Annotated in this window: 21 protein-coding genes and 7 tRNA genes; 10 read left to right on the forward strand and 18 right to left on the reverse strand. The window is 39.1% G+C overall.

What is annotated here, in order from left to right:
- Positions 1-13: 13 nt before the first annotated feature.
- Entirely contained in the window at positions 14-1,444 is a 1,431-nt protein-coding gene (gene miaB, locus QQS39_RS05280; RefSeq protein WP_151434556.1) for a tRNA (N6-isopentenyl adenosine(37)-C2)-methylthiotransferase MiaB, read from the reverse strand.
- Between the two features lie 205 nt (positions 1,445-1,649).
- Here miaB and ubiF point away from each other — a divergent pair, with 205 nt between their 5' ends.
- On the forward strand, positions 1,650-2,837 hold the full coding sequence (gene ubiF / locus QQS39_RS05285) for a 3-demethoxyubiquinol 3-hydroxylase (RefSeq protein ID WP_285805512.1): 1,188 nt from the start codon (positions 1,650-1,652) through the stop codon (positions 2,835-2,837).
- Positions 2,838-2,891: 54 nt separating this feature from the next.
- On the opposite strand, the gene fghA is transcribed toward ubiF, so the two are convergent.
- From fghA to nagB, 13 genes are all read right to left on the reverse strand, one after another.
- Complete coding sequence (gene fghA / locus QQS39_RS05290; protein WP_151434558.1) at positions 2,892-3,722, reverse strand: S-formylglutathione hydrolase; 831 nt, start codon at positions 3,720-3,722, stop codon at positions 2,892-2,894.
- Between the two features lie 53 nt (positions 3,723-3,775).
- Positions 3,776-4,888, reverse strand: a complete 1,113-nt coding sequence (locus QQS39_RS05295) for an S-(hydroxymethyl)glutathione dehydrogenase/class III alcohol dehydrogenase (protein WP_151434559.1) — start codon at positions 4,886-4,888, stop codon at positions 3,776-3,778.
- Between the two features lie 18 nt (positions 4,889-4,906).
- Entirely contained in the window at positions 4,907-5,182 is a 276-nt protein-coding gene (locus tag QQS39_RS05300) for a metal-sensing transcriptional repressor (protein WP_036938507.1), read from the reverse strand.
- A 264-nt stretch (positions 5,183-5,446) separates the two neighbouring features.
- Positions 5,447-5,531 (reverse strand) — tRNA-Leu (locus QQS39_RS05305).
- A 50-nt stretch (positions 5,532-5,581) separates the two neighbouring features.
- Positions 5,582-5,656 (reverse strand) — tRNA-Gln (locus tag QQS39_RS05310).
- Between the two features lie 5 nt (positions 5,657-5,661).
- Positions 5,662-5,738 (reverse strand) — tRNA-Met (locus QQS39_RS05315).
- 32 nt (positions 5,739-5,770) lie between these two features.
- Positions 5,771-5,845, reverse strand: a tRNA-Gln gene (locus QQS39_RS05320).
- Between the two features lie 41 nt (positions 5,846-5,886).
- A tRNA-Gln gene (locus tag QQS39_RS05325) sits at positions 5,887-5,961 on the reverse strand.
- A 27-nt stretch (positions 5,962-5,988) separates the two neighbouring features.
- Positions 5,989-6,073, reverse strand: a tRNA-Leu gene (locus QQS39_RS05330).
- An 8-nt stretch (positions 6,074-6,081) separates the two neighbouring features.
- Positions 6,082-6,158 (reverse strand) — tRNA-Met (locus tag QQS39_RS05335).
- Positions 6,159-6,568: 410 nt separating this feature from the next.
- On the reverse strand, positions 6,569-7,801 hold the full coding sequence (gene nagC / locus QQS39_RS05340; RefSeq protein ID WP_088493435.1) for a DNA-binding transcriptional regulator NagC: 1,233 nt from the start codon (positions 7,799-7,801) through the stop codon (positions 6,569-6,571).
- 13 nt (positions 7,802-7,814) lie between these two features.
- Positions 7,815-8,975, reverse strand: a complete 1,161-nt coding sequence (gene nagA / locus QQS39_RS05345; protein WP_151434560.1) for an N-acetylglucosamine-6-phosphate deacetylase — start codon at positions 8,973-8,975, stop codon at positions 7,815-7,817.
- Between the two features lie 124 nt (positions 8,976-9,099).
- Positions 9,100-9,906 carry a glucosamine-6-phosphate deaminase gene (gene nagB / locus QQS39_RS05350; RefSeq protein WP_075671607.1) on the reverse strand — a complete coding sequence of 269 codons (807 nt, stop codon included), beginning with the start codon at positions 9,904-9,906 and terminating at the stop codon, positions 9,100-9,102.
- A gap of 481 nt (positions 9,907-10,387) precedes the next feature.
- Between nagB and nagE the strand changes: the two genes are divergently transcribed.
- From nagE to QQS39_RS05380, 6 genes are all read left to right on the forward strand, one after another.
- Positions 10,388-12,430, forward strand: a complete 2,043-nt coding sequence (gene nagE / locus QQS39_RS05355) for an N-acetylglucosamine-specific PTS transporter subunit IIBC (RefSeq protein ID WP_285805513.1) — start codon at positions 10,388-10,390, stop codon at positions 12,428-12,430.
- Positions 12,431-12,627: 197 nt separating this feature from the next.
- Positions 12,628-14,295 (forward strand): glutamine--tRNA ligase, encoded by a 1,668-nt coding sequence (gene glnS / locus QQS39_RS05360; protein WP_036912065.1) that lies wholly within the window; start codon positions 12,628-12,630, stop codon positions 14,293-14,295.
- Positions 14,296-14,930: 635 nt separating this feature from the next.
- The gene (gene chiP, locus QQS39_RS05365; RefSeq protein ID WP_151434563.1) at positions 14,931-16,325 is read left to right on the forward strand and encodes a chitoporin ChiP; all 1,395 of its coding nucleotides are present in this window, start codon (positions 14,931-14,933) and stop codon (positions 16,323-16,325) included.
- Positions 16,326-16,852: 527 nt separating this feature from the next.
- Positions 16,853-17,692, forward strand: coding sequence for a DUF817 domain-containing protein (locus QQS39_RS05370; protein ID WP_109420393.1), 840 nt, complete (start codon positions 16,853-16,855; stop codon positions 17,690-17,692).
- Between the two features lie 100 nt (positions 17,693-17,792).
- Entirely contained in the window at positions 17,793-18,071 is a 279-nt protein-coding gene (locus tag QQS39_RS05375) for a toxin HicA (protein WP_196570407.1), read from the forward strand.
- Complete coding sequence (locus QQS39_RS05380; RefSeq protein ID WP_196570406.1) at positions 18,064-18,417, forward strand: type II toxin-antitoxin system HicB family antitoxin; 354 nt, start codon at positions 18,064-18,066, stop codon at positions 18,415-18,417. Before QQS39_RS05375 ends, QQS39_RS05380 begins: the two co-directional genes overlap by 8 nt.
- A gap of 81 nt (positions 18,418-18,498) precedes the next feature.
- On the opposite strand, the gene fur is transcribed toward QQS39_RS05380, so the two are convergent.
- From fur to ybfF, 4 genes are all read right to left on the reverse strand, one after another.
- Positions 18,499-18,945 (reverse strand): ferric iron uptake transcriptional regulator, encoded by a 447-nt coding sequence (fur, locus tag QQS39_RS05385; RefSeq protein WP_023581171.1) that lies wholly within the window; start codon positions 18,943-18,945, stop codon positions 18,499-18,501.
- Between the two features lie 189 nt (positions 18,946-19,134).
- Entirely contained in the window at positions 19,135-19,662 is a 528-nt protein-coding gene (fldA, locus tag QQS39_RS05390) for a flavodoxin FldA (RefSeq protein WP_004244384.1), read from the reverse strand.
- A 275-nt stretch (positions 19,663-19,937) separates the two neighbouring features.
- Positions 19,938-20,246 (reverse strand): LexA regulated protein, encoded by a 309-nt coding sequence (ybfE, locus tag QQS39_RS05395; protein ID WP_036912278.1) that lies wholly within the window; start codon positions 20,244-20,246, stop codon positions 19,938-19,940.
- Between the two features lie 211 nt (positions 20,247-20,457).
- Positions 20,458-21,240, reverse strand: coding sequence for an esterase (gene ybfF / locus QQS39_RS05400; RefSeq protein ID WP_151434565.1), 783 nt, complete (start codon positions 21,238-21,240; stop codon positions 20,458-20,460).
- Positions 21,241-21,700: 460 nt separating this feature from the next.
- Between ybfF and seqA the strand changes: the two genes are divergently transcribed.
- From seqA to QQS39_RS05415, 3 genes are all read left to right on the forward strand, one after another.
- Positions 21,701-22,264: a replication initiation negative regulator SeqA gene (seqA, locus tag QQS39_RS05405; protein WP_151434566.1), complete on the forward strand. Its 564-nt coding sequence runs from the start codon at positions 21,701-21,703 to the stop codon at positions 22,262-22,264.
- 74 nt (positions 22,265-22,338) lie between these two features.
- Positions 22,339-23,979, forward strand: a complete 1,641-nt coding sequence (gene pgm / locus QQS39_RS05410) for a phosphoglucomutase (alpha-D-glucose-1,6-bisphosphate-dependent) (protein ID WP_100159440.1) — start codon at positions 22,339-22,341, stop codon at positions 23,977-23,979.
- A gap of 146 nt (positions 23,980-24,125) precedes the next feature.
- Complete coding sequence (locus QQS39_RS05415) at positions 24,126-24,608, forward strand: YehS family protein (RefSeq protein WP_151434567.1); 483 nt, start codon at positions 24,126-24,128, stop codon at positions 24,606-24,608.
- The last annotated feature ends 5 nt before the right edge of the window (positions 24,609-24,613 follow it).

Genomic DNA, 24,613 nt, shown 5'->3' on the forward strand with positions numbered 1-24,613 from the left:
TCAATCTGATCAATTAAGGTTGGTAAACACCTACCCCTAATTCATCTTCTTTACGTGTACGTGCAATGACGGATTCTGGAGATTCGTGAATACGTAAATCCATTTGGTCTTCCGTTCTAATGACTTTACCGCGGAGTGAGTTGGCATAAACGTCAACAATTTCAACATCAACGAACTTACCAATCATCTCTGGCGTACCTTCAAAGTTAACCACACGGTTATTTTCAGTACGACCAGAAAGCTCCATCACATTTTTACGCGAAGGTCCTTCAACTAGAATACGCTGTACCGTGTTTAACATTGCACGGCTAAAGTTCATTGCTTGTTGATTGATGCGCTGTTGTAGCAGATATAAACGTTGTTTCTTCTCATCTTCACTGACATCATCAGGTAAATCAGCCGCTGGAGTGCCCGGACGTGCTGAATAGATGAAACTAAAGCTCATATCGAAATTAACATCCGCAATTAATTGCATGGTTTTTTCAAAGTCGTCTTGGGTTTCACCCGGGAAACCAATGATAAAGTCTGAACTTATCAGAATACCAGGACGTGCTTTGCGTAGTTTGCGAATGATGCTCTTATATTCAAGTGCAGTATGGTTACGCTTCATTAATGTTAGAATGCGGTCAGAACCACTTTGCACTGGCAAGTGTAAATAGCTGACTAATTCTGGAGTATCTTCATAAACCGCAACAATATCGTCAGTAAATTCGATAGGGTGGCTGGTAGTAAAGCGAATGCGGTCAATGCCGTCAATTGCGGCGACTAAGCGAATTAATTCAGCAAAGCTACAGATTTGACCATCAAAAGTGGCGCCTCGGTAGGCGTTAACGTTTTGACCTAACAAGTTTACTTCGCGCACGCCTTGTGCCGCTAATTGAGCAATTTCAAATAGCACATCATCACAAGGGCGGCTAACTTCTTCACCGCGTGTGTAAGGAACTACGCAGAAAGAACAGTATTTGTTACAGCCTTCCATGATGGAGACAAAAGCAGAAGGACCTTCAGCACGAGGCTCTGGTAAACGGTCAAATTTTTCGATTTCAGGGAAGCTGATATCGACAACTGGGCTTTTAGTCCCTTTAACCTGATTAATCATTTCAGGTAAACGGTGTAAAGTTTGTGGTCCGAAGATAATATCGACACACTGCGCACGTTGACGGATGTATTCACCTTCTTGAGAAGCAACACAACCGCCAACGCCAATGATAATATCGGGTTTATTATCTTTAAAATATTTCCAACGTCCTAACTGATGAAAGACTTTTTCTTGTGCTTTCTCACGGATAGAACAGGTATTTAGCAGTAGAATGTCCGCATCTTCGGCGACATCGGTTAACTGATAACCGTGGGTGCTTTCGAGTAGGTCTGCCATTTTGGATGAATCGTACTCATTCATCTGACAGCCCCAAGTTTTAATGTACAGTTTTTTTATCGTCGACATTGTGTAAATCCGGTATTTTCAGTGAGACAATAGCTAATCATTGGAAAACGTTGCGTGTAATAAGCCAATAAGGTGGTTATTGTAGTCATTTGTGTGGTCAGTGACTAGAGCAAGTCGGCGCTAATTCTCTATGGCGTTTAGTTTAATAGAAATAAACTGAAACAGCGCTTACCTATTATTTAAAGTAATGAGTTATGGCATAACAATGATGAGTAATGTAAAAAACGATTTTGATGCAATCATCGCTGGTGGCGGGATGATTGGCGCTGCTGTTGCAATTGGGCTGGCGCAAGAAGGATTGCGTGTTGCAATGATTGAACGACAGTCTCCAGCACCTTTTGATGCGTCATCTCATCCTGATATCCGTATTTCTGCGATTAGTTGCGCGTCCGTTAGTCTATTAAAACAATTAGGTGCATGGCAACATGTTTTAGCGATGCGTTCTGCGCCTTATCTTACCTTAGAAACATGGGAAGAAGAAAATGCCCATGTGGTTTTTGATGCTAAAAGCTTAGGTTTACCTGAATTAGGCTATATGGTTGAAAACCGAATTTTGCAATTAGCCCTTTGGCAAGAGGCTGAACGTTATAGCAATATCACTTTATTATGTCCAAATAGTCTAAGTAAAATGACGTATTTAGATGATAAATGGAAAGTAACACTTTCTGATGGCAGTGAGGTGAATACAAATTTAGTGGTAGGTGCGGATGGTGCAAACTCTCAAGTGCGCCAATTTGCGGGTATTGGTAGCAATGGCTGGCAATATCGTCAATCTTGTATGCTGATCACCGTGAAAACAGATTTACCTCCTGAAAAGGGGACATGGCAACGTTTTTACCCTTCAGGGCCTCGCGCTTATTTGCCGCTTTTTGATAATTGGGCGTGTTTGGTTTGGTATGACTCGCCTGACAGAATTAGAAAACTGCAAAATATGTCAATGACGCAGTTAGAAAAAGAAATTCAACATGCTTTTCCTGAGCGATTAGGTAAAGCGACACCTATTGCAGCAGGTTCATTCCCATTAACGCGTCAGCATGCAAGTCGTTATGTTGATAAAGGTATTATTTTGTTGGGAGATGCGGCTCACACTATCAATCCGTTAGCGGGGCAGGGCGTTAATTTAGGTTACCGCGATGTGGATTGTTTTTTAGACTTAGTGGCTGATGCCAAAAAACATTTTGAGCCTTGGGATTCAATGGCGTTATTGAAAAAATATCAGCGTCGTCGTATGCCTGATAATTTAGTTATGCAAGCGGGCATGGACGTATTTTATCATGCCTTTAGCCACCAATTACCGGGTTTAAAAGTAGTTAGAAATCTCGGCCTTTTAGCTGCTCAACATGCAGGAAAAGCCAAAGAAGCGGCATTACGTTATGCGTTAGGTATTAAGTAATGAGAAATGCGATGATCTGAGTTGGATATCAGCAATAAGATCATCGCATTGTTGTTACGCTTTTAAATGCTTGGCATGAAAAGCAATATGCTCACCAATAAAACTCGCCACAAAATAGTAACTGTGATCGTACCCTTGATGTAAATTCAACTGATAAGCGAATTGTTTTGTATCGCAAGCTTGTGAAAATAATTCAGGCTTCAGTTGTTCTTGATAGAAAGGATCATCTAGCCCGACATCAACACGCATAGGTAACACGTTTTCTGCTTGGTTAATCAAAGCCACTGCATCATATTGTTGCCATTGTGCCGTATCATCGCCTAAATAGGCGCTAAACGCTTTTTTACCCCAAGGAACAACTGATGGTGCCACAATCGGAGAAAATGCTGACACACTGCGGTAGCGTGCCGAATTTCGCAGTGCAATTGTTAATGCGCCATGCCCTCCCATCGAATGCCCACTAATGGCACGTTGATGAGTCACAGGAAAATGCGTTTCTATCAGTGTAGGAAGCTCATCAACAATGTAGTCATACATATTGTAATGAGTATTCCACGGCGATTGTGTCGCATTAAGATAAAAACCTGCGCCTTGCCCTAAATCGTAAGCACTATCATCAGCGACATTTTCACCACGAGGACTGGTATCAGGTACGACTAAAATAATGCCATGTTGTGCCGCAAATTGTTGAGCGCCTGATTTAGTAATAAAATTTTGTTCGTTACAGGTTAAGCCTGATAACCAATATAAAACAGGGTATTTTTGCTCTTCTTCCATAGGAGGAAGATAGATAGCAAATTTCATCTCACAATTTAACGTCTTTGATGTATGTTGATAGACTTCTTGCCAACCACCAAAGCAGGCATGACGTTCAATCCTTTCCATTTTGACTCCTTTAAAAACAAAGACAAACCTATGAGACATAGGTTTGAGGATGATTAATCGAAATGAATAACTGTACGGATTGATTTACCTTCGTGCATTAAATCAAAAGCTTCATTAATTTTTTCTAACGGTAGTTTATGAGTAACAAAAGGCTTAAGTTCGATATCACCTTTCATTGCATCCTCAACCATACCGGGTAATTGGCTACGACCTTTAACACCACCAAAAGCTGTGCCTCTCCACGAACGACCTGTTACTAGTTGGAATGGACGGGTGGAGATCTCTTGTCCAGCACCTGCGACACCAATAATAATGGATTGACCCCAGCCACGATGCGCACTTTCTAATGCTGCTCTCATGACATTCGTGTTACCAATGCATTCAAAAGTATGGTCAACACCCCATTGTGTCATTTCGACAAGGACTTGCTGGATGGGTTTGTCGTAGTCATTAGGATTTAAGCAATCTGTTGCACCAAATTGGCGTGCTAATGCAAATTTTTCAGGGTTTGTATCGATAGCAAAAATACGTCCTGCTTTGGCTTGTCTTGCGCCTTGAAGAACGGCAAGACCAATGCCTCCTAAACCAAATACAGCAACAGAGTCGCCTTCTTGCACTTTTGCTGTATTGTGAACCGCACCAATACCGGTTGTTACGCCACAACCTAATAAGCAAACTTCTTCGTGATTGGCTTCTGGATTGATTTTCGCCAGAGAAACTTCAGCTACCACAGTGTATTCGCTAAAAGTAGAACATCCCATATAATGATAAATAGGCTGTCCGTTATAAGAAAAACGTGTTGTTCCATCTGGCATTAAACCTTTACCTTGCGTTGCTCTGACTGCAACACATAAGTTTGTTTTGCCTGATTTACAGAATAGACATTCGCCACATTCAGCCGTGTACAGAGGAATAACGTGATCGCCCGGTTTAACACTGGTGACACCTTCACCGACCTCTACAACTACACCAGCACCTTCATGACCAAGAATAGCAGGGAATACACCTTCAGGATCATCACCAGAAAGTGTAAATGCGTCTGTATGGCAAACACCGGTGTGACTAATTTTAATGAGCACTTCACCCGCTTGAGGTGGCATTACATCAACTTCAACGATTTTTAAAGGTTCTCCTGGCCCAAATGCGACCGCAGCACGAGATTTCATGGTGTATCCTTTTTGTTATTAACGCAGGTAAGTGCGGATAAGTGAAATGGCATCATCAACGGAGTTTTTTTGATCTTCAGGAGACGCGACGGCATCCATAAGACCTTCACGTAAATGACTTTCGAGTACACCAGCCATCAGGCCATTGATAGCACCTCTGATGGCGGCAATTTGTTGTAATACCTGACCGCATTCATTTTCATTTTCAAGTGCAGTTTCTAATGCGAGAAGCTGCCCTTTAATTTTTCTCACGCGAGTTAACGCGGCTTTTTTTTCTGCTGGTGAGTGTGGCATATATAATCCTTAAATATACTATAGGGGAGTATAGTATTTAGAGGGATATATGTACAGCGAGATCAATAAAATGTGGCGTGATGAGAATAAATAAAAAATGATGATGTGGAGAACATTGATTTTTGAGAGCAGAAAAATAAGAAAAGAAGAGGAGAAAAATGACGTTTAGAAAATAGATAGGAAAAAGTGAAGAGACAAAAACAAAAAAGACCCGCTATTGCGAGTCTTATCTGTTGATTTCGTGATAAACACGTTAGTAATCAATGGTGCGGGAGGCGAGACTTGAACTCGCACACCTTGCGGCGCCAGAACCTAAATCTGGTGCGTCTACCAATTTCGCCACTCCCGCAAAAACTTGGAGAAAAAAAGACTCGCTCTGCGAGTCTCTCTTTCAAAATATGGCTGGGATACCAGGATTCGAACCTGGGAATGCCAGGATCAAAACCTGGTGCCTTACCGCTTGGCGATATCCCAAAAAATGGTGGCTATGACGGGATTCGAACCTGTGACCCCAACATTATGAGTGTTGTGCTCTAACCAGCTGAGCTACATAGCCATATTGAATCTAGTTATCTTTCATTTGAAAGATGGCTGGGATACCAGGATTCGAACCTGGGAATGCCAGGATCAAAACCTGGTGCCTTACCGCTTGGCGATATCCCATCCGCTAATTCAATTGTCAACACACTTATTTATCAGAAAAATGGCTGGGATACCAGGATTCGAACCTGGGAATGCCAGGATCAAAACCTGGTGCCTTACCGCTTGGCGATATCCCAACTGATAAATTCTTGACGAGGTTAAAATGGTGCGGGAGGCGAGACTTGAACTCGCACACCTTGCGGCGCCAGAACCTAAATCTGGTGCGTCTACCAATTTCGCCACTCCCGCAAAAAAGATGGTGGCTATGACGGGATTCGAACCTGTGACCCCAACATTATGAGTGTTGTGCTCTAACCAGCTGAGCTACATAGCCATCTTTTTTTGCATAACCTTCGTCGGCGTTGCGGGGCGCATTATGCGTATTACAGACAAATCCGTCAACTGCTTTTTGCATTAATTTTCGAGAAACGTGTCCGTTTGCTCGATGGTTAATCATTTTGTCGAAAAAAGATCCAAAAAACAACCTTGTTGATGAAAAATATCTCAAAAAATAAGACGCAATAGTGTGTGAATAAAAAGAAAAAACAAAGCAGTAACAGAAATGAGATTAAGTGAAAGAAGGAAAAGATGAAGAACAATGAGCATAAAAAAAGAAATGCGGTGAAAAAATTACACTACATTTCTTTTTCTTTAGATGTTACTGATTGAATTTTAGACTTATTTCATCATAAAAGTTAGAAAAGTATACATTTAAACCAGAAAGTATAATTTATCGACAGTAAATTACTTTTCTAATAGCTGTTGAAGCAATTCTCCATTAAGCATTGCACGTTTAGTTAAGGCAAAAGCCCCTATGGCAGAACGATGATCAAGCTCTGATGTGACAACCGGAAGCTCTTCTCTGAATTCTTTTAATACTTGCGTATTAATACAACTTTGAATTGAGGGAAGTAAAACTTCAGCCGCTTCAGTCAATTCACCCGCTAAAACCACTTTTTGTGGGTTAAACAGGTTAATAGCGATCGCAATAGCTTTACCTAAGTGTAAACCCACTTGTTTAATGGTTTCGACTGCTAGCGGGTCATTTTTAACTGCTGCTCGACAAATATCTTGGATTTGGCACTGTGTTGGCGATAAATACTGGCTTGGGTAGCCTTGCTCTAATTGATAGCGCACTTTGGCTTCGATAGCTGTATTGGATGCAATCGTTTCTAAACAACCAAAATTACCACAATGGCAACGTTCACCTAGAGGATCGATTTGAATATGACCAATCTCCCCTAGGTTACCGCGCTGGTTGAGCAGAATTTTATTATTAATAATAACACCAGCACCTGCACCACGATGTATCCGAACAAGTAATGAGTCTTCACAATCTCGAGTGGCACCAAAATAGTTTTCAGCGAGTGCAAGGCTTCGAATATCATGCCCAGCATAACAAGGCAGACTAAAGCGTTTTTCTAAGCTATTTACCAAAGCCCAATTATCTACTTTCATATGAGGCATATAACGAACAATGCCTTTATTTGGATCAACAAGACCGGGTAAGATCACGGAAATTGAAATAAGCTCACGAATGCGACGTTGATTTTGTTTAATAAAATCATCAATTGCATTGATAAGCAGAGCTTCAACTTCATTTTGAGTGCTCTGCTCTAAAGGGTAGTGTTGCTCAATGATGACTTTACCGCTCAGATCGTAAAGAGCAACAGTGGCATCATTACGCCCTAATCGCACACTGACTGTATTAAAATTGCGGTGTTCAACAATAATAGAAATTGCGCGACGACCACCTGTTGATGCTTGTTGATCAACCTCTTTGATTAAGCCTCGTTCAAGCAACTGACGAGTAATTTTAGTCACACTGGCTGGTGCTAGTTGGCTTTGTTCGGCTATTTGGATACGGGAAATTGGCCCGTGTTGATCAATCAGTCGATACACAATCGCACTGTTAAGTTGTTTAACAAGATCGATATTGCCAATTTGCGTTTCAGTGTTGTTATGACTCATCAGCATATACATCCATTAGTTATTCAGTTATTTCGATACCATTGACAAACGTTGTGCAAAGGTTGAAGTCCTTGTCAAAAGAAGCAAGGTTAGCAATTTTTCCAGCTTCAATTGTTCCCAATTCTTTTTCCATTCCAATTGCACGAGCAGGATAAAGTGTTGCCATCCGCAATGTTTCATCTAATGGAATACCTACATGGATCACGCTATTTTTAATTGCACCAATCATGGTCAGTGATGATCCACTTAATGTGCCATCGGCATCGACACAAAGGCCATTACGATAATATATGGTTTTACCTGCAAAAACGAAGCTATCCATCTCATTTTTACTAGGATCAAGCCCCGCTGGCGCAGTTGCGTCTGTGACTAAAAGTAGTTTTTCACCTTTCAGGCGCTTGCTGTTACGAATATTTGCCCATGAAACATGTAAACCATCAGCAATGATACCAGCATAAACCTCAGGTGTATCATAAATGGCACCGACAAGCCCCGGACCTCTGCCTGTAATATAAGGCATTGCGTTGTAAAGGTGAGTCGATAATGAGATACCATTACGGAACCCTTTACGCGCTTCTTCATAAGTCGAATTGGAATGACCCGCAGAAACAATGATACCTGCTTTGATTAATTGACGAACATACTTTTCATCAACCATTTCTGGCGCAAGGGTGATTTTGGCGATGACATCGGCATTATCGCACAAATAGCTAATCATCTGAGCACTTGGTTGACGAATGAATTGTGGATCATGAGTCCCTTTTTTAATCACATTGATATAAGGACCTTCTAAATGTAATCCCAACACTTTATTTTCATGTTTCTGCATATAAGCACGAGTTGCTTCAATGCCTATTTTCATCAATTCATCAGAACAGGTAATTAACGTTGGTAAATAACTGGTGCAACCTAAACGTTCATTCGCTTTTTGCATTATTTCTAACGTTTCAACGGTGACATTTTCTGGCGTATCATTAAATTGCACACCACCACAGCCATTAACCTGTAAATCGATAAAACCGGGAGAGACAATTGCACCTTTCATATCACGAGTTGTGATATCTTTTGGCAGTTGATCCTGTGGGCAAACCTGCTCAATACGGGAGCCGTTAATAATAATGGCGTGGTTTTCTAAACGGTCGTAACCTGTATAAATAACAGCATTTGTTAAGGCAAACATACCTTTGTCTCCTGATAAGGGAAGTCAATCTAAAAATCCGATATCAGCCAGCAAATTCTGGCTGATAAGTAAGAGAGCTTAGCCTTTTCCACTACTTAATCAGTAGGTACTTATTTTACTAAACTTAGTCTTGGTATTTCTGACACTCTTGCGCTTCAATCTGTTGGAAATAACGCAATGTTTTTACTCGTAATTCCATTGTTGCAGGATCATCACACACTAAAATTGCTTTAGGGTGAAGCTGAACACAGGAAATTGTCCATAAATGGTTAACAGCGCCTTCTGTTGCCGCATGTACTGCTTGCGCTTTATTAAAACCAGTTGCCAAAATCATTAATTCTTCAGCATCTAATAATGTGCCTACACCCACTGTTAGTGCATATTTAGGAACATGATTAACATTATTGTCGAAGAAACGTGAATTTGCTAAGCGTGTATCTTCAGTTAGCGTTTTCATACGAGTGCGTGAAGAGAGTGATGACGCAGGTTCATTAAATGCAATGTGACCGTCGTTACCTACACCGCCCATAAACAAATTGATTTTGCCATAAGACTTAATTTTAGCCTCATAACGTTCGCATTCTGCTTGTGGATCTTCTGCATTGCCGTTTAATAAATTGATATTTTCATCTTTAATATCAATATGATTAAAGAAGTTTTCATACATAAAAGTACGATAACTTTGTGAATGATCTGATGGAATGCCAACATATTCATCCATATTGAACGTTACAACATGTTGGAAGCTAACTTTTCCTGCACGATGTAATTCAATTAATTCTTTATATGTCGCCAATGGCGTGCCACCAGTCGGTAAACCAAGTACGAAAGGGCGCTCTGCAGTTGGATTAAATGCGTTGATCTTCTCAACGATGTAATTTGCAGACCACTTACCAACTTGTTTTGCCGTGGATAGGGGGATTAACCTCATAGTAACCTCATAGAAAAAAGACAAAATCTGATAACTCAGCAATGTGTTATTTTATCGTGTGATTATCAGTAGCTCATCTATACTCGTCATACCTCAAGTTGCAGGGGGGTTGGCTACGCTCAGCTACCTGAATCACATACATGAGTATACTCATCGGGATATCTTTATTTGCCGCCTACCTGCAACTCGAATGATTTAGAGTGTATAACACGAATTTCTTTTCATTTTTAGCTGGTGATCGAAATGTCCTGCCAAAAGATATTTTTAATCATAAAATAAGCTTTCTGACTTAGCCAGCATTTCAGCTAAAAAATATACTATATTGGTGACTTATCTCACAAATTATGACTAATTAATTTGCGATACGAAATAAATTTTTTAGACTAAAAATGGAATTAAATAATTAGCTCATCAATTTTCTTATAAAATATGAATGAGTATGAATAAGATCCCAATATAGGGGCTATCCAAGGGGGAGTTTGTGAATATTTTAAGTTATCTGCAGAAGATAGGACGGGCGCTGATGGTGCCTGTTGCTACATTACCTGCAGCAGCAATTCTGATGGGGATTGGCTACTGGATTGACCCAGTAGCCTGGGGTGGCGATAACGCGCTTGCTGCCTTACTTATCAAATCTGGTGCTGCTATCATCGACAATATGTCAGTCTTGTTTGCCATTGGTGTTGCTTATGGTATGTCGAAAGACAAAGACGGCGCTGCTGCTTTAACCGGGTTTGTGAGCTTTTTAGTTGTTACAACACTGTGTTCACCGGCTGCGGTTTCAATGATTAAAGGTATCCCGTTAGCAGAGGTGCCTGTCGCATTTGGTAAAATAGAAAACCAGTTTGTGGGGATCTTAGTTGGTGTGCTTTCAGCTGAACTTTATAACCGCTTTAGCCAAGTAGAACTGCCTCTCGCACTTTCTTTCTTTAGTGGCCGACGTTTAGTTCCTATTTTAGCGTCATTCCTCATGATTATCGTTGCCTTTATCTTGATGTATATCTGGCCTGTTATTTATGGCGGATTAGTCAGTTTCGGTGAAAGCATTAAAGATATGGGGGCGCTAGGTGCAGGTATTTATGCATTCTTTAACCGCTTATTAATTCCTGTTGGTCTACATCATGCGTTGAACTCTGTATTCTGGTTTGACGTTGCAGGTATTAATGATATTCCTAATTTCCTTGCTGGTCAGAAATCTATCGATGCTGGTTTAGCGACAGTGGGTATAACTGGTCGTTACCAAGCAGGTTTCTTCCCTGTTATGATGTTCGGTTTACCAGGTGCTGCGCTGGCGATTTATCACTGTGCGCGTAAAGAAAATAAAGCCAAAGTTGCGGGTATTATGATGGCGGGTGCTTTTGCAGCATTCTTCACAGGTATCACGGAACCGCTTGAATTCTCCTTTATGTTTGTTGCACCTGTACTTTACGTTATTCACGCATTCTTAATGGCAATCTCTGTGTATATTGCTGCAAGCATGGAGTGGATTTCAGGGTTCGGCTTTAGTGCGGGCTTAGTGGATATGTTCTTATCCTCACGTAACCCACTGGCTGTTCACTGGTATATGCTGATTGTTCAAGGTATTGTGTTCTTCTTCATTTACTACGGTATTTTCCGTTTCACTATCACTAAATTCAACCTGAAAACACCGGGTCGTGAAGATGAAGTGTCTGGTGATGAAACCGCAGACGGTTATGATGAAGATATCAAAACAGAGCCAACAAATAGTAAAGAAGGTATTCAACAAGAAGCACGTCAATATATCGCCGCTATCGGTGGCTCTGATAATTTAACCGGTATTGATGCGTGTATCACTCGTTTACGTCTTAATGTAAAAGACTCTGGCGTTGTTAATGATGCATACGCAAAACGTTTAGGTGCATCAGGTGTTATTCGTTTAAATAAACAAAGTGTTCAGGTGATTGTTGGTACTCGTGCAGAGCTTGTCGCTAACGCAATGCGTGATGTATTGACTCAAGGTCCTGTGCCGGCTTATGAAGGAGCTTCTGCTTCAACCGTTTCTACTGAAAAGGCACCCGTAAAACAAGCTAACGCCAATACAAAAGTGTTACTTGAAATGATTGCACCTTTTGATGGTGAAGTGGTGGCATTAAAAGATGTGCCTGATGAAGCATTCTCTAGTGGTGTTGTTGGCGATGGTGTAGCAATCAAACCAACCTCTAATATCGTGATGGCACCTGCGACTGGTACTGTTGTTAAGATTTTTGATACAAACCATGCATTTTGTATTGAGACTGACAACGGTGTGGAAATCATTGTGCATATGGGGATTGATACTGTCGCGTTAGGTGGCAAAGGCTTCAAGCGTTTAGTTGAAGAAGGTGCTGACGTTAAAGTTGGTCAACCTATCTTAGAATTAGATCTTGAATATCTAAACGCGAATGCCAAATCGATGATAAGCCCTGTGATTGTTAGCAATATCGATGATTTTGATAAGATTGCTGAACAAGTTGCCGGTGTTGTAGTCGGAAATAAAACCGTTATCTACAACGTGCTAAAATAAATTCTATATAGATATTTAATCCTCTATAAAGAGATGGTTAAATAAGACGATAAAACGGGGAGTCTTTCGAACTTCCCGTTTTTTTATCTCTATTTTGATAAATATCTCAGGGGTGTATTTAGCTAAGGTATTTATGAAACCTGCTTATTGGATTATAGTGGGTTAATTATGCGTTTTGCTTTGAGGAAAAAATGACCATGAATGAGGCAGATGCCCGCCCAACGAACTTTATTCGTCAAATTATTGACGAAGATCTGGCTACCGGGAAACATGATAGCGTTCAAACGCGTTTCCCACCTGAACCTAATGGCTATCTTCATATCGGCCATGCGAAATCAATTTGTCTGAATTTTGGTATTGCTAAAGATTATCAGGGAAAATGTAATCTACGTTTTGATGATACCAATCCAGTAAAAGAAGATATTGAGTACATCAACTCAATTCAAAAAGATGTTCAGTGGTTAGGTTTCCAATGGGAAGGGAGCATTCATTACTCCTCAGATTATTTTGATCAACTTTATCAATATGCGATTGAGCTGATTAATAAAGGCTTAGCTTATGTTGATGAGTTAAGTGCTGAAGAAATTCGTGAATACCGCGGTACATTAAAAGAGCCGGGTAAAAATAGTCCTTATCGTTCACGTAGCGTAGAAGAAAACTTAGCGCTGTTTGAAAAAATGCGTGCTGGTGGCTTTGAAGAAGGTAAAGCGTGTTTACGTGCGAAAATTGATATGGCATCACCTTTTATTGTTATGCGTGATCCTGTTCTTTATCGTATTAAATTCGCGGAACACCACCAAACTGGAAATAAATGGTGCATTTACCCAATGTATGATTTTACCCACTGTATTTCTGATGCACTGGAAAATATCACACATTCTTTATGTACTTTAGAATTCCAAGATAACCGCCGTTTATATGATTGGGTGCTGGATAATATCACTATCCCTTGTCATCCTCGCCAATATGAATTCTCACGCCTTAACCTTGAATATACAGTGATGTCAAAACGTAAGCTTAATCAGCTTGTGACAGAAAACATTGTAAATGGTTGGGATGATCCTCGTATGCCAACGATTTCAGGCTTACGTCGTCGTGGTTATACCGCAGAATCTATTCGTGAATTCTGCCTACGTATTGGTGTGACGAAACAAGAAAACAACGTTGAAATGGCTGCTTTGGAATCTTGTATTCGTGATGACTTAAACGAAAATGCACCACGCGCAATGGCGGTTATCGATCCTGTTCGTTTAGTGATTGAAAATATGCCAGAAGGCGAAGAAATTCTTGTTGCACCAAATCACCCAAATAAACCAGAAATGGGTACGCGTGAAGTGCCATTTAGCCGTGAGATCTATATTGATCGTGCAGACTTCAAAGAAGAAGCAAACCGTCAATATAAACGTCTGGTGCTAGGTAAAGAAGTACGTTTACGTAATGCTTATGTTATTAAAGCAGAACGTGTCGAAAAAGACGAACAAGGCGAAATTACGACTATTTACTGTACTTATGATGCAGAAACTTTAAATAAAGATCCTGCTGATGGACGTAAAGTAAAAGGTGTTATTCATTGGGTAAGCATTCCACATGCTATTCCTGCTGAAATCCGTCTTTATGACCGTTTATTTAGCGTACCAAATCCAGCTGCTGAAGATGATTTCTTATCAACAATTAACCCTGAATCATTAGTTATTCGTGAAGGTTTTGTTGAACGTAGCTTAAAAGATGCTGCCATCGAAAAAGCGTATCAATTTGAGCGTGAAGGCTACTTCTGTGCTGATAAGCTTTCAACAGCGGATAAACTTGTGTTTAACCGTACAGTGGGCTTACGTGACACTTGGGCGAAGATTTCTCAGCAAGGTTAATCTGACCTGTTTTAAGCCACATTAGTGCTTTAATGAATAAATGCTCGGTAATTATTTACTGAGCATTTTTTTATCTGTTCTACGTCTTGGTTTGGGTGATTTTTAATCTATTGATATCAAATATTTATTATTCTTAATTTGATTAGTCTCTCGTTTTTTCTTTTTTAGGTGATAACTTTCATTTATTTCATTTGAAATAGTTTATTCACTATCACTTTATTCTTTTGTTTTTTCATACCATCACGCTAAATAAAACTGTAATAGAAAAAGTGTGATTCACACCACATATTTCACATCGTTAAAAAAGATTATTGATAAATACTACTTATTATTCTTTTTTATAAAAACGAAACTTCATATCATTTAAAGATTGCTTTATAAAATTTATTTAAATCAATTGGTTATGATTGTTTTTGTTCAGTACTTATAAAAGCAAGAAAATGAAACGATCATTTGGTTATGTGCCCTTGGTCATATTTTGATAAAATTTCTTTTTTTTAGGTTGATAATTCGCGTCGCGAAAAATATGCTGTTTCTAACCTAATTTAGGTTTTTTCCCCACTTGGGGTTTTATATTTGGAAATAGGCATTGTGCTTATTTCTTTTTTAGTCAAAGTCAAAGAGGAAACAATGCTATGGTTATGCAACATGCTAAACCAGGCAGGGTGGCACTTGCCGTTATGGGCGCATTGCTTGTAACTGCACTACCTGCAAAAATGTCTCATGCTGAAGGGTTTATTGATGACTCAACCTTAACAGGCGGTCTTTTTTATTGGCAACGTGACCGTGATAGAAAAGAGTTAACACCAAATAGCCCTGATTACGGCAAATACAAAGCTAACTTACACCATTCTACTTTCAACGCTAATCTAGATTTCTCATCAGGTTACCTTGGTGATTTTATTGGTATTGATTTAGCTGCTTTTGGTGCGGCTGAATTGAATAACAGTGGCCCTGCAGCACCTAATGAAATCGGTTTTAGTGATGCAAAAAGTCGCTGGGATGAAAAATGGACTGGCGATCGCAGTGGCATGAGCGTTTACAAAGCGGCTGCGAAATTCAAATTAGGCAATTTCTGGGCGCAAGGTGGATATATTCAACCTAAAGGCCAAAGTTTATTGCGTCCACACTGGAGCTTCTTACCAGGAACTTACCGCGGTGCTGAAGCTGGTGCTGTTTTTGACTTCGATAAAAATGGTGAATTGTCTTTCTCTTATATGTGGACAGATGAATATAAAGCACCATGGTATCGGAATATGTACAACTTCCGTAAAGCTGATCTAGAAACGAATATCAGTTATCTTCACTCTTTTGGCGCCAAATATGATTTTAAAAACAGCCTAGTATTAGAAGCTGCATTTGGTCAGGCCGATGGTTATATCGATCAGTATTTTGGTAAAGTTTCTTATGATTTCCCAATTGCTGACAATGCATTAAGAACGTCTTACCAATTCTACGGTGCTAAAGATAAAGTTACTGGCGGTGGTGTTAATGACGTTTATGATGGGCTGGCATGGTTACAAGCACTGACTTTTGGTTATACCTACAATGTGTTTGACTTCAAAGTAGAAGGAACGTGGGTTAAAGCTGAAGGTAATCAAGGTTATTTCTTACAACGTATGACTCCGGGCTGGGCAACCTCTAATGGTCGTCTTGATGTCTGGTGGGATGGTCGCTCTGACTTTAACGCCAATGGCGAAAAAGCACTGTATGCTGGCGTTATGTATGATCTGAAAAACTGGGATCTGTCAGGTTGGGCGGTAGGTACTTCTTATGTTTATGCATGGGATGCTAAGCCAAGCGGTAAGGCCATTTATGACCAAGGTCAACGTATCAGAGAGAGTGCATGGAATGCGGATATTATGTATACGGTTCAAGAAGGTCGCGCTAAAGGCACCCTCTTTAAGCTTCACTATACCCGTTATGATAACCATTCTGATATTCCAAGTTATGAAGGTGGTTTTGGAAATATTTTCCAAGATGAAAAAGACGTTAAATTTAACGTGATAATGCCATTCACTATTTTCTAATATCAGCATAAGGATAAAGTGTATTCATTGCACTTTATCCTGAATAAAACTAAAAAAGCTAAATACGATTACGAAAGTAAAAATAACTAGTAGAAAGATAGGGATACGTTAATTAAGAAGAACCTTACAAATAAGCCTCGTTAATAAAGTGAAGTTGTCGCAGTAGTAAGAAGTAGTAAGTAGAAGTAAAAGAGTCGTTTTAACATCGCAGTATGTAGCAAAAGTAATGAAGTAAAGTCGTCATGTCATGTCGTCTGAGATAAATGTGAGTGGGTTATGTTTATCTCTTGTGCTTCAGTTATTTCGCAGAATTTGCGTAAGGTATTTACCCTAAGTAAAGGCAGTCAGAGTGGGTATCGTAGTGGGGGGTAAATACCTTTATTTTTTCATTCCTTTCTTTTTTTCGTCCTTTTCATCCTTGTACGTTTTTTTATTCTATGGCAGATTTCTTACCATTCATTTTATCTCACCTTATGTATTATTCCGCATTGAAGGCTGTTCGATAATGCGAGTTTTCAGGAAGAAGCATGTTAAAGCGATTGGATGATTTTTTATTAGAACCACCATTGAAGCCCTTTAAAGGTATAAAACGATTTATTGTTGAATTTCTTTTTTTTGGTGTAAAAGAGGCGCGTTCTTGTTTATTTGCGGGATTTTTCTTTTTTATTTTATTTGCAACGCCAAGTAAAGGTGTCTTTGGTATACCTCGTTATGATGTACTGCTTATTCTCGCTATCGCTTTTCAATTATGGATGGTGTGGGGAAAGCTAGAAACATGGGATGAATTAAAAGCGATTTGTTTTTTCCACATTGTTGGTTTTGTGATGGAGTTATTTAAAACATCAGCGGCAATTGGTTCATGGAAATACCCTGATTTTGCTTACACGAAATTGTGGGAAGTCCCTTTGTTTACAGGATTTATGTATTCAGCGGTAGGGAGTTATTTAATTCAAGCATGGCGTTTTTTAAAAGTACGAATTGAACATTATCCGCCTTATTGGTTGGCAACATTAGTTGCTCTTGCTATTTATATTAATTTCTTCTCTCATCACTTTATTGGTGATTATCGATGGTATTTAACTGCTTTTATTTTAGGTCTTTATGCTCGTAGTGTGGTTTATTTTACGCCTTATGATACAGAGCGAAAAATGCCCTTATTACTTGCTTTTGTTCTGATAGGTTTCTTTATTTGGCTTGCTGAGAATTTCGGTACATTTTTTGGTGTTTGGCAATATCCAAACCAAATTGGTGCTTGGTCTGCAGTGCATGCAGGAAAATGGGGTTCTTGGTCACTGTTAGTTATTGTTACTTTTACTATTGTGGTGCATTTAAAACATATCAAACACAGTATTAGTGTGGCGAAGTGAATTGATATAGCTTATGTTATCTTTAGAGTGACGTCATTAATTGACGTCATCCTTCGTTGTGCTAAAGTGATATCATCATGTGACGTCAATGGAATGAATGATGATAAAGACCAACGAGCTAAGTTCCAAACACTATAAGACACTCGCTGATATACTAACAGTGCCTCCAAAGTCAGGAATTAAGTGGGATGACGTGAAGAGCCTAATAAATAATCTTGGTGGAAAAGTTAAAAATGGTAATGGTTCTAGACGAAAATTTATTTTAATGGGATCTGTTTATCAAACACATCAACCTCATCCAGAGAATGTTATGGACAAAGGCTCTGTAAATGGTCTACGTGAATGGTTTGAGAATGTGATAGGAGTAAAGCATGATTAAGAGTACGAATATCATGGTAATAAGTGGGCACCCTGCATCAGTTGTTTATGAGTCTGAAATTAAAGCCTTCAGAGGACAATTTTTAGATGTAAATGGGTACTGTGATTTTGTAGCTGATAGTATTGATGGATTACAAAAAGAAGGGGCTATTTCCTTAACGGAGTTTGTTGAAACTTGTATTGAGGAAGGAATTGCGCCTTTTAAAGAGGAAGATAAGCTTAAAGCATTTACACTACGTTATCCGGCTTGGTTAGAAACTCGATTGAATGCAACCGCTGCAGCACATGCAATCTCAAAAAATCAGTTTATTGTCCAGTTATTAGAGCGGGAGCTAGTTACACGATAATATTAGGGTTCATCGCGGGAGCTAATAAAAAAGGAACTGTGAACAGTTCCTTTTTTTTACTGAGAGATTATCCAGAATGAATTATTTCTCATCATGTGCGTGGCTATCTTCTTTACAATTACCTTCAGCGCAGTGGCCATATAAATAAAGGCTATGATTGGAAAGCTTGATACCATGACGTTCAGCGATATTTCTTTGGCGCAATTCAATTGCATCGTCTGTAAACTCAATAACTTTACCACAATCAAGACAAATTAGATGGTCATGATGGTGTTGTTGAGTTAATTCAAATACTGATTTACCACCTTCAAAATTATGTCGGGTAACAATACCAGCATCATCAAATTGATTTAAGACGCGATACACTGTTGCCAGACCAATCTCTTCACCGATATCGATGAGTTTCTTGTAGAGATCTTCAGCACTGACATGATGGCACTCAGGATCCTGGAGCACTTCCAAGATCTTTAAGCGAGGAAGTGTAACTTTTAACCCAGCATTTTTTAACGCTTTATTATTGTCGGTCATGCGGATTTAATCCTGTTGCTAATGGTGAATTTAATTTTTGTGCTCACAAAGAGGTTTTATTCATTAATACTTGGGTGAATAAATAACCTTATTGATTATAGGCATGATATTTAAAAATAAACACCCCACCTATCACACTATCTTAGCACACCATTGAATAATTATCATTCTCAATATTGAGTATTTATATTATCCCAGAATTTCGTCTAAGCTCATTTCTTCTTTGATTTGAGCAACCCAAGCGTCAACACGCTCTTCGGTTAATTCTGGCTGACGATCTTCATCAATTGCAAGACCGATAAAATGATTATCATCTGCAAGTCCTTTAGAGGCTTCGAAATGATAACCTTCGGTTGGCCAATGCCCTACGATAACTGCACCACGAGGTTCAATAATATCGCGGATAGTACCCATTGCATCACAGAAATATTCTGCATAGTCCTCTTGGTCACCACAACCAAATAGTGCAACAAGCTTACCATTGAAATCAATATCTTCTAGTGTTGGGAAAAAGTCATCCCAATCACATTGTGCTTCACCATAATACCAAGTAGGAATACCTAGTAACAGAATATCGAACGCTTCGATGTCTTCTTGACTGGATTTTGCAATATCATGAACTTCGGCATTATCAGCGCCCAGTCTTTCTTGAAGCATTTTGGCAATATTTTCAGTGTTGCCAGTATCACTGCCGAAGAATATTCCTATGATTGCCATAAAGTGAGATAACCTCTTTTATTCTAAATTCGTTATATTTCAACTTGTAGCGTTATTGACTACGTATATTTTCACTAGAGACACATGTTTTTTGCCTGTTTCTAGTGACTCATTCACTTGTCACTTAGCTACACTTCAAAATATTTAGAGTATATTTGTCTGTGTTTTAACAATTACTAGTGAAAGATAAGCATTGTGTTTTCATAATAGAAAACTAAAAACGTATTTTGACGAAAATAGCAGGCTAATTCTGTCGAATTTGTGTGGTTTATCCGCTAGCTATTCTTGTTTTGATGCATTTTTAAGGCGTGATTTTGCGCCAATTGCTCTAGTAATATTTCTTCAATAAGTTCACTACGACTGACGTTTCTTTCTGTCGCCAACTCATTGAGAGCATTCACAGCATCTTCATTTAATTTTAACTCAACTCGACGTAAGCCATTAACTCTGTCACGTCTTAATTGATTGCGTTTATTAATTCTAAGCTGTTCATCCCGAGAAAGCGGGTTTGTTTTAGGTCGCCCAGGTCTGCGTTCATCTGCGAACAAATCCAGTGTGGTGCGATCAGTTTGTTCTTTTGCCATAAATTTTGCTGTGAAAGGGCGTATACCAATGACTAAATTGCGAAACGCCCAATAATACCCCACATAGTGATGTCTCGCCACTGCTTCCTGAGTTTAACTTATTGTGATTTGGTCTTTTTATCAACAGACGCTATTTTTAAGCACAATAATTATACATTCTATTAAGTTATTATTTTTCAGTGGCGTTATTTTAAGCAGTTAAGTTTATTAATTAAGCTTTCTCTAAAAAACGACGAATGGCCTTAATAACAGTATCTGGTTTTTCTGAATGAACCCAATGCCCTGTGTTTGCGACAACAAAAGCGGTTGCGAGAGGGAATTGACGAGCGATGTTTTCACGATACTCATCTAAAATATAAGGTGATAAACCGCCACGAATAAATAATACAGGATGATGCCAAGCAGGTACCTCTACCCAGCCAATAATGTCTGAATAGGCATTTTTTATTGCAGGTAAATTAAATAGCCACTCACCATTTTTGAATGATTTGAGTAAAAATTGGATCACACCTTCCTCTTTAATAAAAGGACGCATGATTTCCACCGCATCTTGACGGCGTGTGACTTGAGCTTCCGTTACGGCTTCAAGCGCAGCAAAAATTTTGTCATGGCGGCGAACGTTATAAGCAACGGGTGACATATCAATCACAACAATATTTGCAATACGTTCGGGAGCTAATGCTGTCATCGCCATCGCAATTTTACCTCCCATTGAATGCCCAATAATAATGGCTTTTGAGATAGTTAAACTATCCAGCAATGCGAGCACATCTTGCGCCATATCTTGATAATTCATACTTTCGCTATGAGGAGAGTGCCCATGGTTACGCACGTCAATTTGTATCACGGTATTATCTTGACGAAGTGCGCGACCTAAAACACCTAAATTATTGAGATCACCAAATAGCCCATGGATCAAGACGATAGGTAAATTAGATGCAGGTGTCGTTTCAGGTTGGTGTAATTGATAATTTAATAATGTATTGAGTTTCATATGAATGACCAAGATGATTGCGATTTCCTTCTATGATGACATGCACAAGATGCTAAGCCAACTTATCGCAATAATATGAAAGAGTAATGAAGTTGAGAAATAATTGATAAGAGAAATTTATAAAAAACTATAAAAACGACATTATGTAGATATATATTCCAAACTTATTTAAAAAGTTGAAATCTTGACATTGCTCAAAAATAAATAATTAGAATTTTATATTATTTGGGGGCTGGGATGGTGTGGTATAGCGGCATTTAAAACTGACTTTGTGCGAATAAGTTCAAAGAATAGAAGATGATACCAAGATAAACAATAGGATAAATACCGAGCTTAGCCTTTAAAACGGCAGGATCTTGAATAGATCCTCTTTAAGTTATTGAAATTTTGCCTATTTTGTTTTTAAAGATTATATCTTATAATCCTAATTACTTTTTTTTGAAAACAGTACTGGGTAGCAATGAAAAAGATAGAAATTGATGACGAACTTTACCGCTATATTGCTAGCGAAACTAGACATATCGGTGAAAGCGCTTCAGATATTTTAAGGCGTCTACTGAAGCTCGATGCCAAACAGCCCGTACAACCAGTCGTTGTCACTGAGTCAGTACAAGCACCTGTTATTCAACAGGAAGCTGAAGCTACACCTATAACACCAGCTATTACACCAGCAAAAAATCCGATCCGTGAAATGCGAGAACTGCTGTTATCTGACAGTTACGCAGAAAAAACAAAATCAGTTGATCGCTTTTTACAGATCCTTTCTACGTTATATAGCCTAGATAGTGCTACTTTTACTCAATCTGCTGAAACAGTACATGGACGAACACGCATCTATTTTGCTGGTGATGAACAAACATTACTCGATAGTGGACGTCATACAAAACCGCGCCATATTTCAGGCACGCCGTTTTGGGTTATCACTAACTCAAACACAGAGCGCAAGAGAACGATGGTACAAAGCATCATGCAGGATATGCAATTCCCTGCAAATGAGATTGATAAGGTGTGTGGAACTATCTAACCACTATTGTTAATTGATGCATTGCAAAGGCTTTTGTTTAAAGCGTGATTGTGATGTCAAATAGGAGAAGATTTGTGGCAATTCATCCAAGAGCAGGGCAGCATACCCGTCAAAGTGATCTGATTAATGTGGCGCAATTAACGTCTCAATATTATTCACTTAAACCACAAGCTAGCAATAACGCTCATCGTGTGAAATTTGGTACATCTGGTCATCGTGGAAGTGCAAATCGCCATAGCTTTAATGAAGCACATATTTTGGCAATTGCACAGGCCATTGCTGAAGTACGCGCTAAGAATGGAGTAACAGGACCATGTTACGTGGGTAAAGATACCCATGGACTGTCAGAGCCTGCATTTATTTCTGTTTTAGAAGTACTTGCTGCCAATAAAGTTAAAGTGATTATTCAAGAAAATAATGGCTATACACCAACACCGGCAGTCTCTTTTTCTATTTTGACATACAACGAAGCACATCAAGATATTGCTGATGGTATCGTTATTACTCCATCTCATAATCCACCTGAAGATGGCGGTATTAAATACAATCCATCAAATGGTGGACCTGCTGATACAGATTTAACTTCAGTTATTGAAAAACGTGCCAACGAACTGCTTGAAAACAATTTAGCAGGGATCAAACGTCTTTCTTATGATGAAGCATTAGCCAGTGGTTATATTCAGGCTCAAGACTTAATTATGCCTTATGTCAAAGCGTTAGGTGACGTTGTTGATATGCAAGCAATTAAGAAAGCGGGCTTAAAATTGGGTGTTGATCCACTAGGTGGTTCTGGTATTGAGTACTGGAAACGTATTGGTGAGTATTATGGTCTTGATCTTGAATTAGTTAACGATCAAGTTGATCAGACATTCCGTTTTATGACGCTTGATCACGATGGTGTTATTCGTATGGACTGTTCATCACCATGGGCAATGGAAGGCTTATTACAACTACGTGATAAATTTGATTTAGCCTTTGCTAACGATCCTGATTACGATCGCCATGGTATTGTGACACCTTCTGGTTTAATGAATCCTAACCACTATTTAGCGGCTGCGATTAACTATCTTTTCCGTCATCGTCCGCAATGGGCTAAAGATGTAAAAGTGGGTAAAACACTGGTTTCAAGCGCCATGATTGACCGTGTTGTTGCCGATTTAGGTCGTGAGCTAGTTGAAGTACCTGTTGGCTTTAAATGGTTTGTTCAAGGCTTATTCAGTGGTGAGTTTGGCTTTGGTGGTGAAGAGAGTGCTGGTGCATCTTTCTTACGCTTTAATGGTAAACCATGGTCAACCGATAAAGATGGCATCATTTTATGTCTGTTGGCTGCTGAAATGAAAGCAGTAACAGGTAAAGATCCACAAGAGCATTACAACGAATTAGCGCAACGTTTTGGTTCACCAAGCTATAACCGTATTCAAGCATCAGCAACCCATGAACAAAAAGCACTGTTATCACGTTTATCACCTGAAATGGTGACTGCAAGCACATTAGCAGGTGATCCTATAACTGCACGTTTAACGCATGCATCAGGCAATGGCGCATCTATTGGTGGCTTAAAAGTGATGACCGATTACGGTTGGTTTGCGGCTCGTCCTTCTGGTACTGAAGAAGCCTATAAGATTTACTGTGAAAGCTTCCGTGGCCCTGAGCATCGTGAATTAATTGAAAAAGAAGCCATTGAAATAGTAAATAATGTTTTTGCTAACAAATAAGTTAGTGCAATAAACTATTTATATAGAATACACTCTACTTAAAAGTAGAGTGTATTTTTTTAATTATTGAATATTTTTAGATCACAGCATTGATATCCATCATTGAGGTTGATTTAGAATTAAAAATAAAGTGGATAATCAATACAATGCAAAATAATTATGTTTTACGAAGTGTACGTTACATGCTGGATCTAAGTGATGCACATGTTGTTGAAATTATGAAACTGGCTGATTTCACAGTCACAAAAGAGTTAGTAAATAGTTGGCTGAAAAAAGACGAGGAGCCTGAGTTTGTCGAGTGTGACGATAATGCGATGGGGCATTTTTTAAATGGTCTGATTTTTTATCGTCGTGGCAAAGATGAGAATTTTCCTGCACCTGAAGTTGAAAAGCGTATAACTAATAATATTATCTTAAAAAAACTGCGTGTCGCTTTTGAGCTAAAAGATGTTGATATTCTGAAGATTTATGAACTTGCAGACTTCCGTGTTTCTAAGCCAGAACTTAGTGCAGTATTCCGCAAGCCTGGACATAAAAACTATCGTAACTGTGGCGATCAACTTGTGAGATATTTCCTTAAAGGCTTAACCGAAACCTTACGTGGTAAAGGTAAAACAGTTAAGAAATAAAGTTT

Origin of the sequence: Proteus appendicitidis (assembly GCF_030271835.1) — a bacterium.
GTDB lineage: Bacteria > Pseudomonadota > Gammaproteobacteria > Enterobacterales > Enterobacteriaceae > Proteus > Proteus appendicitidis.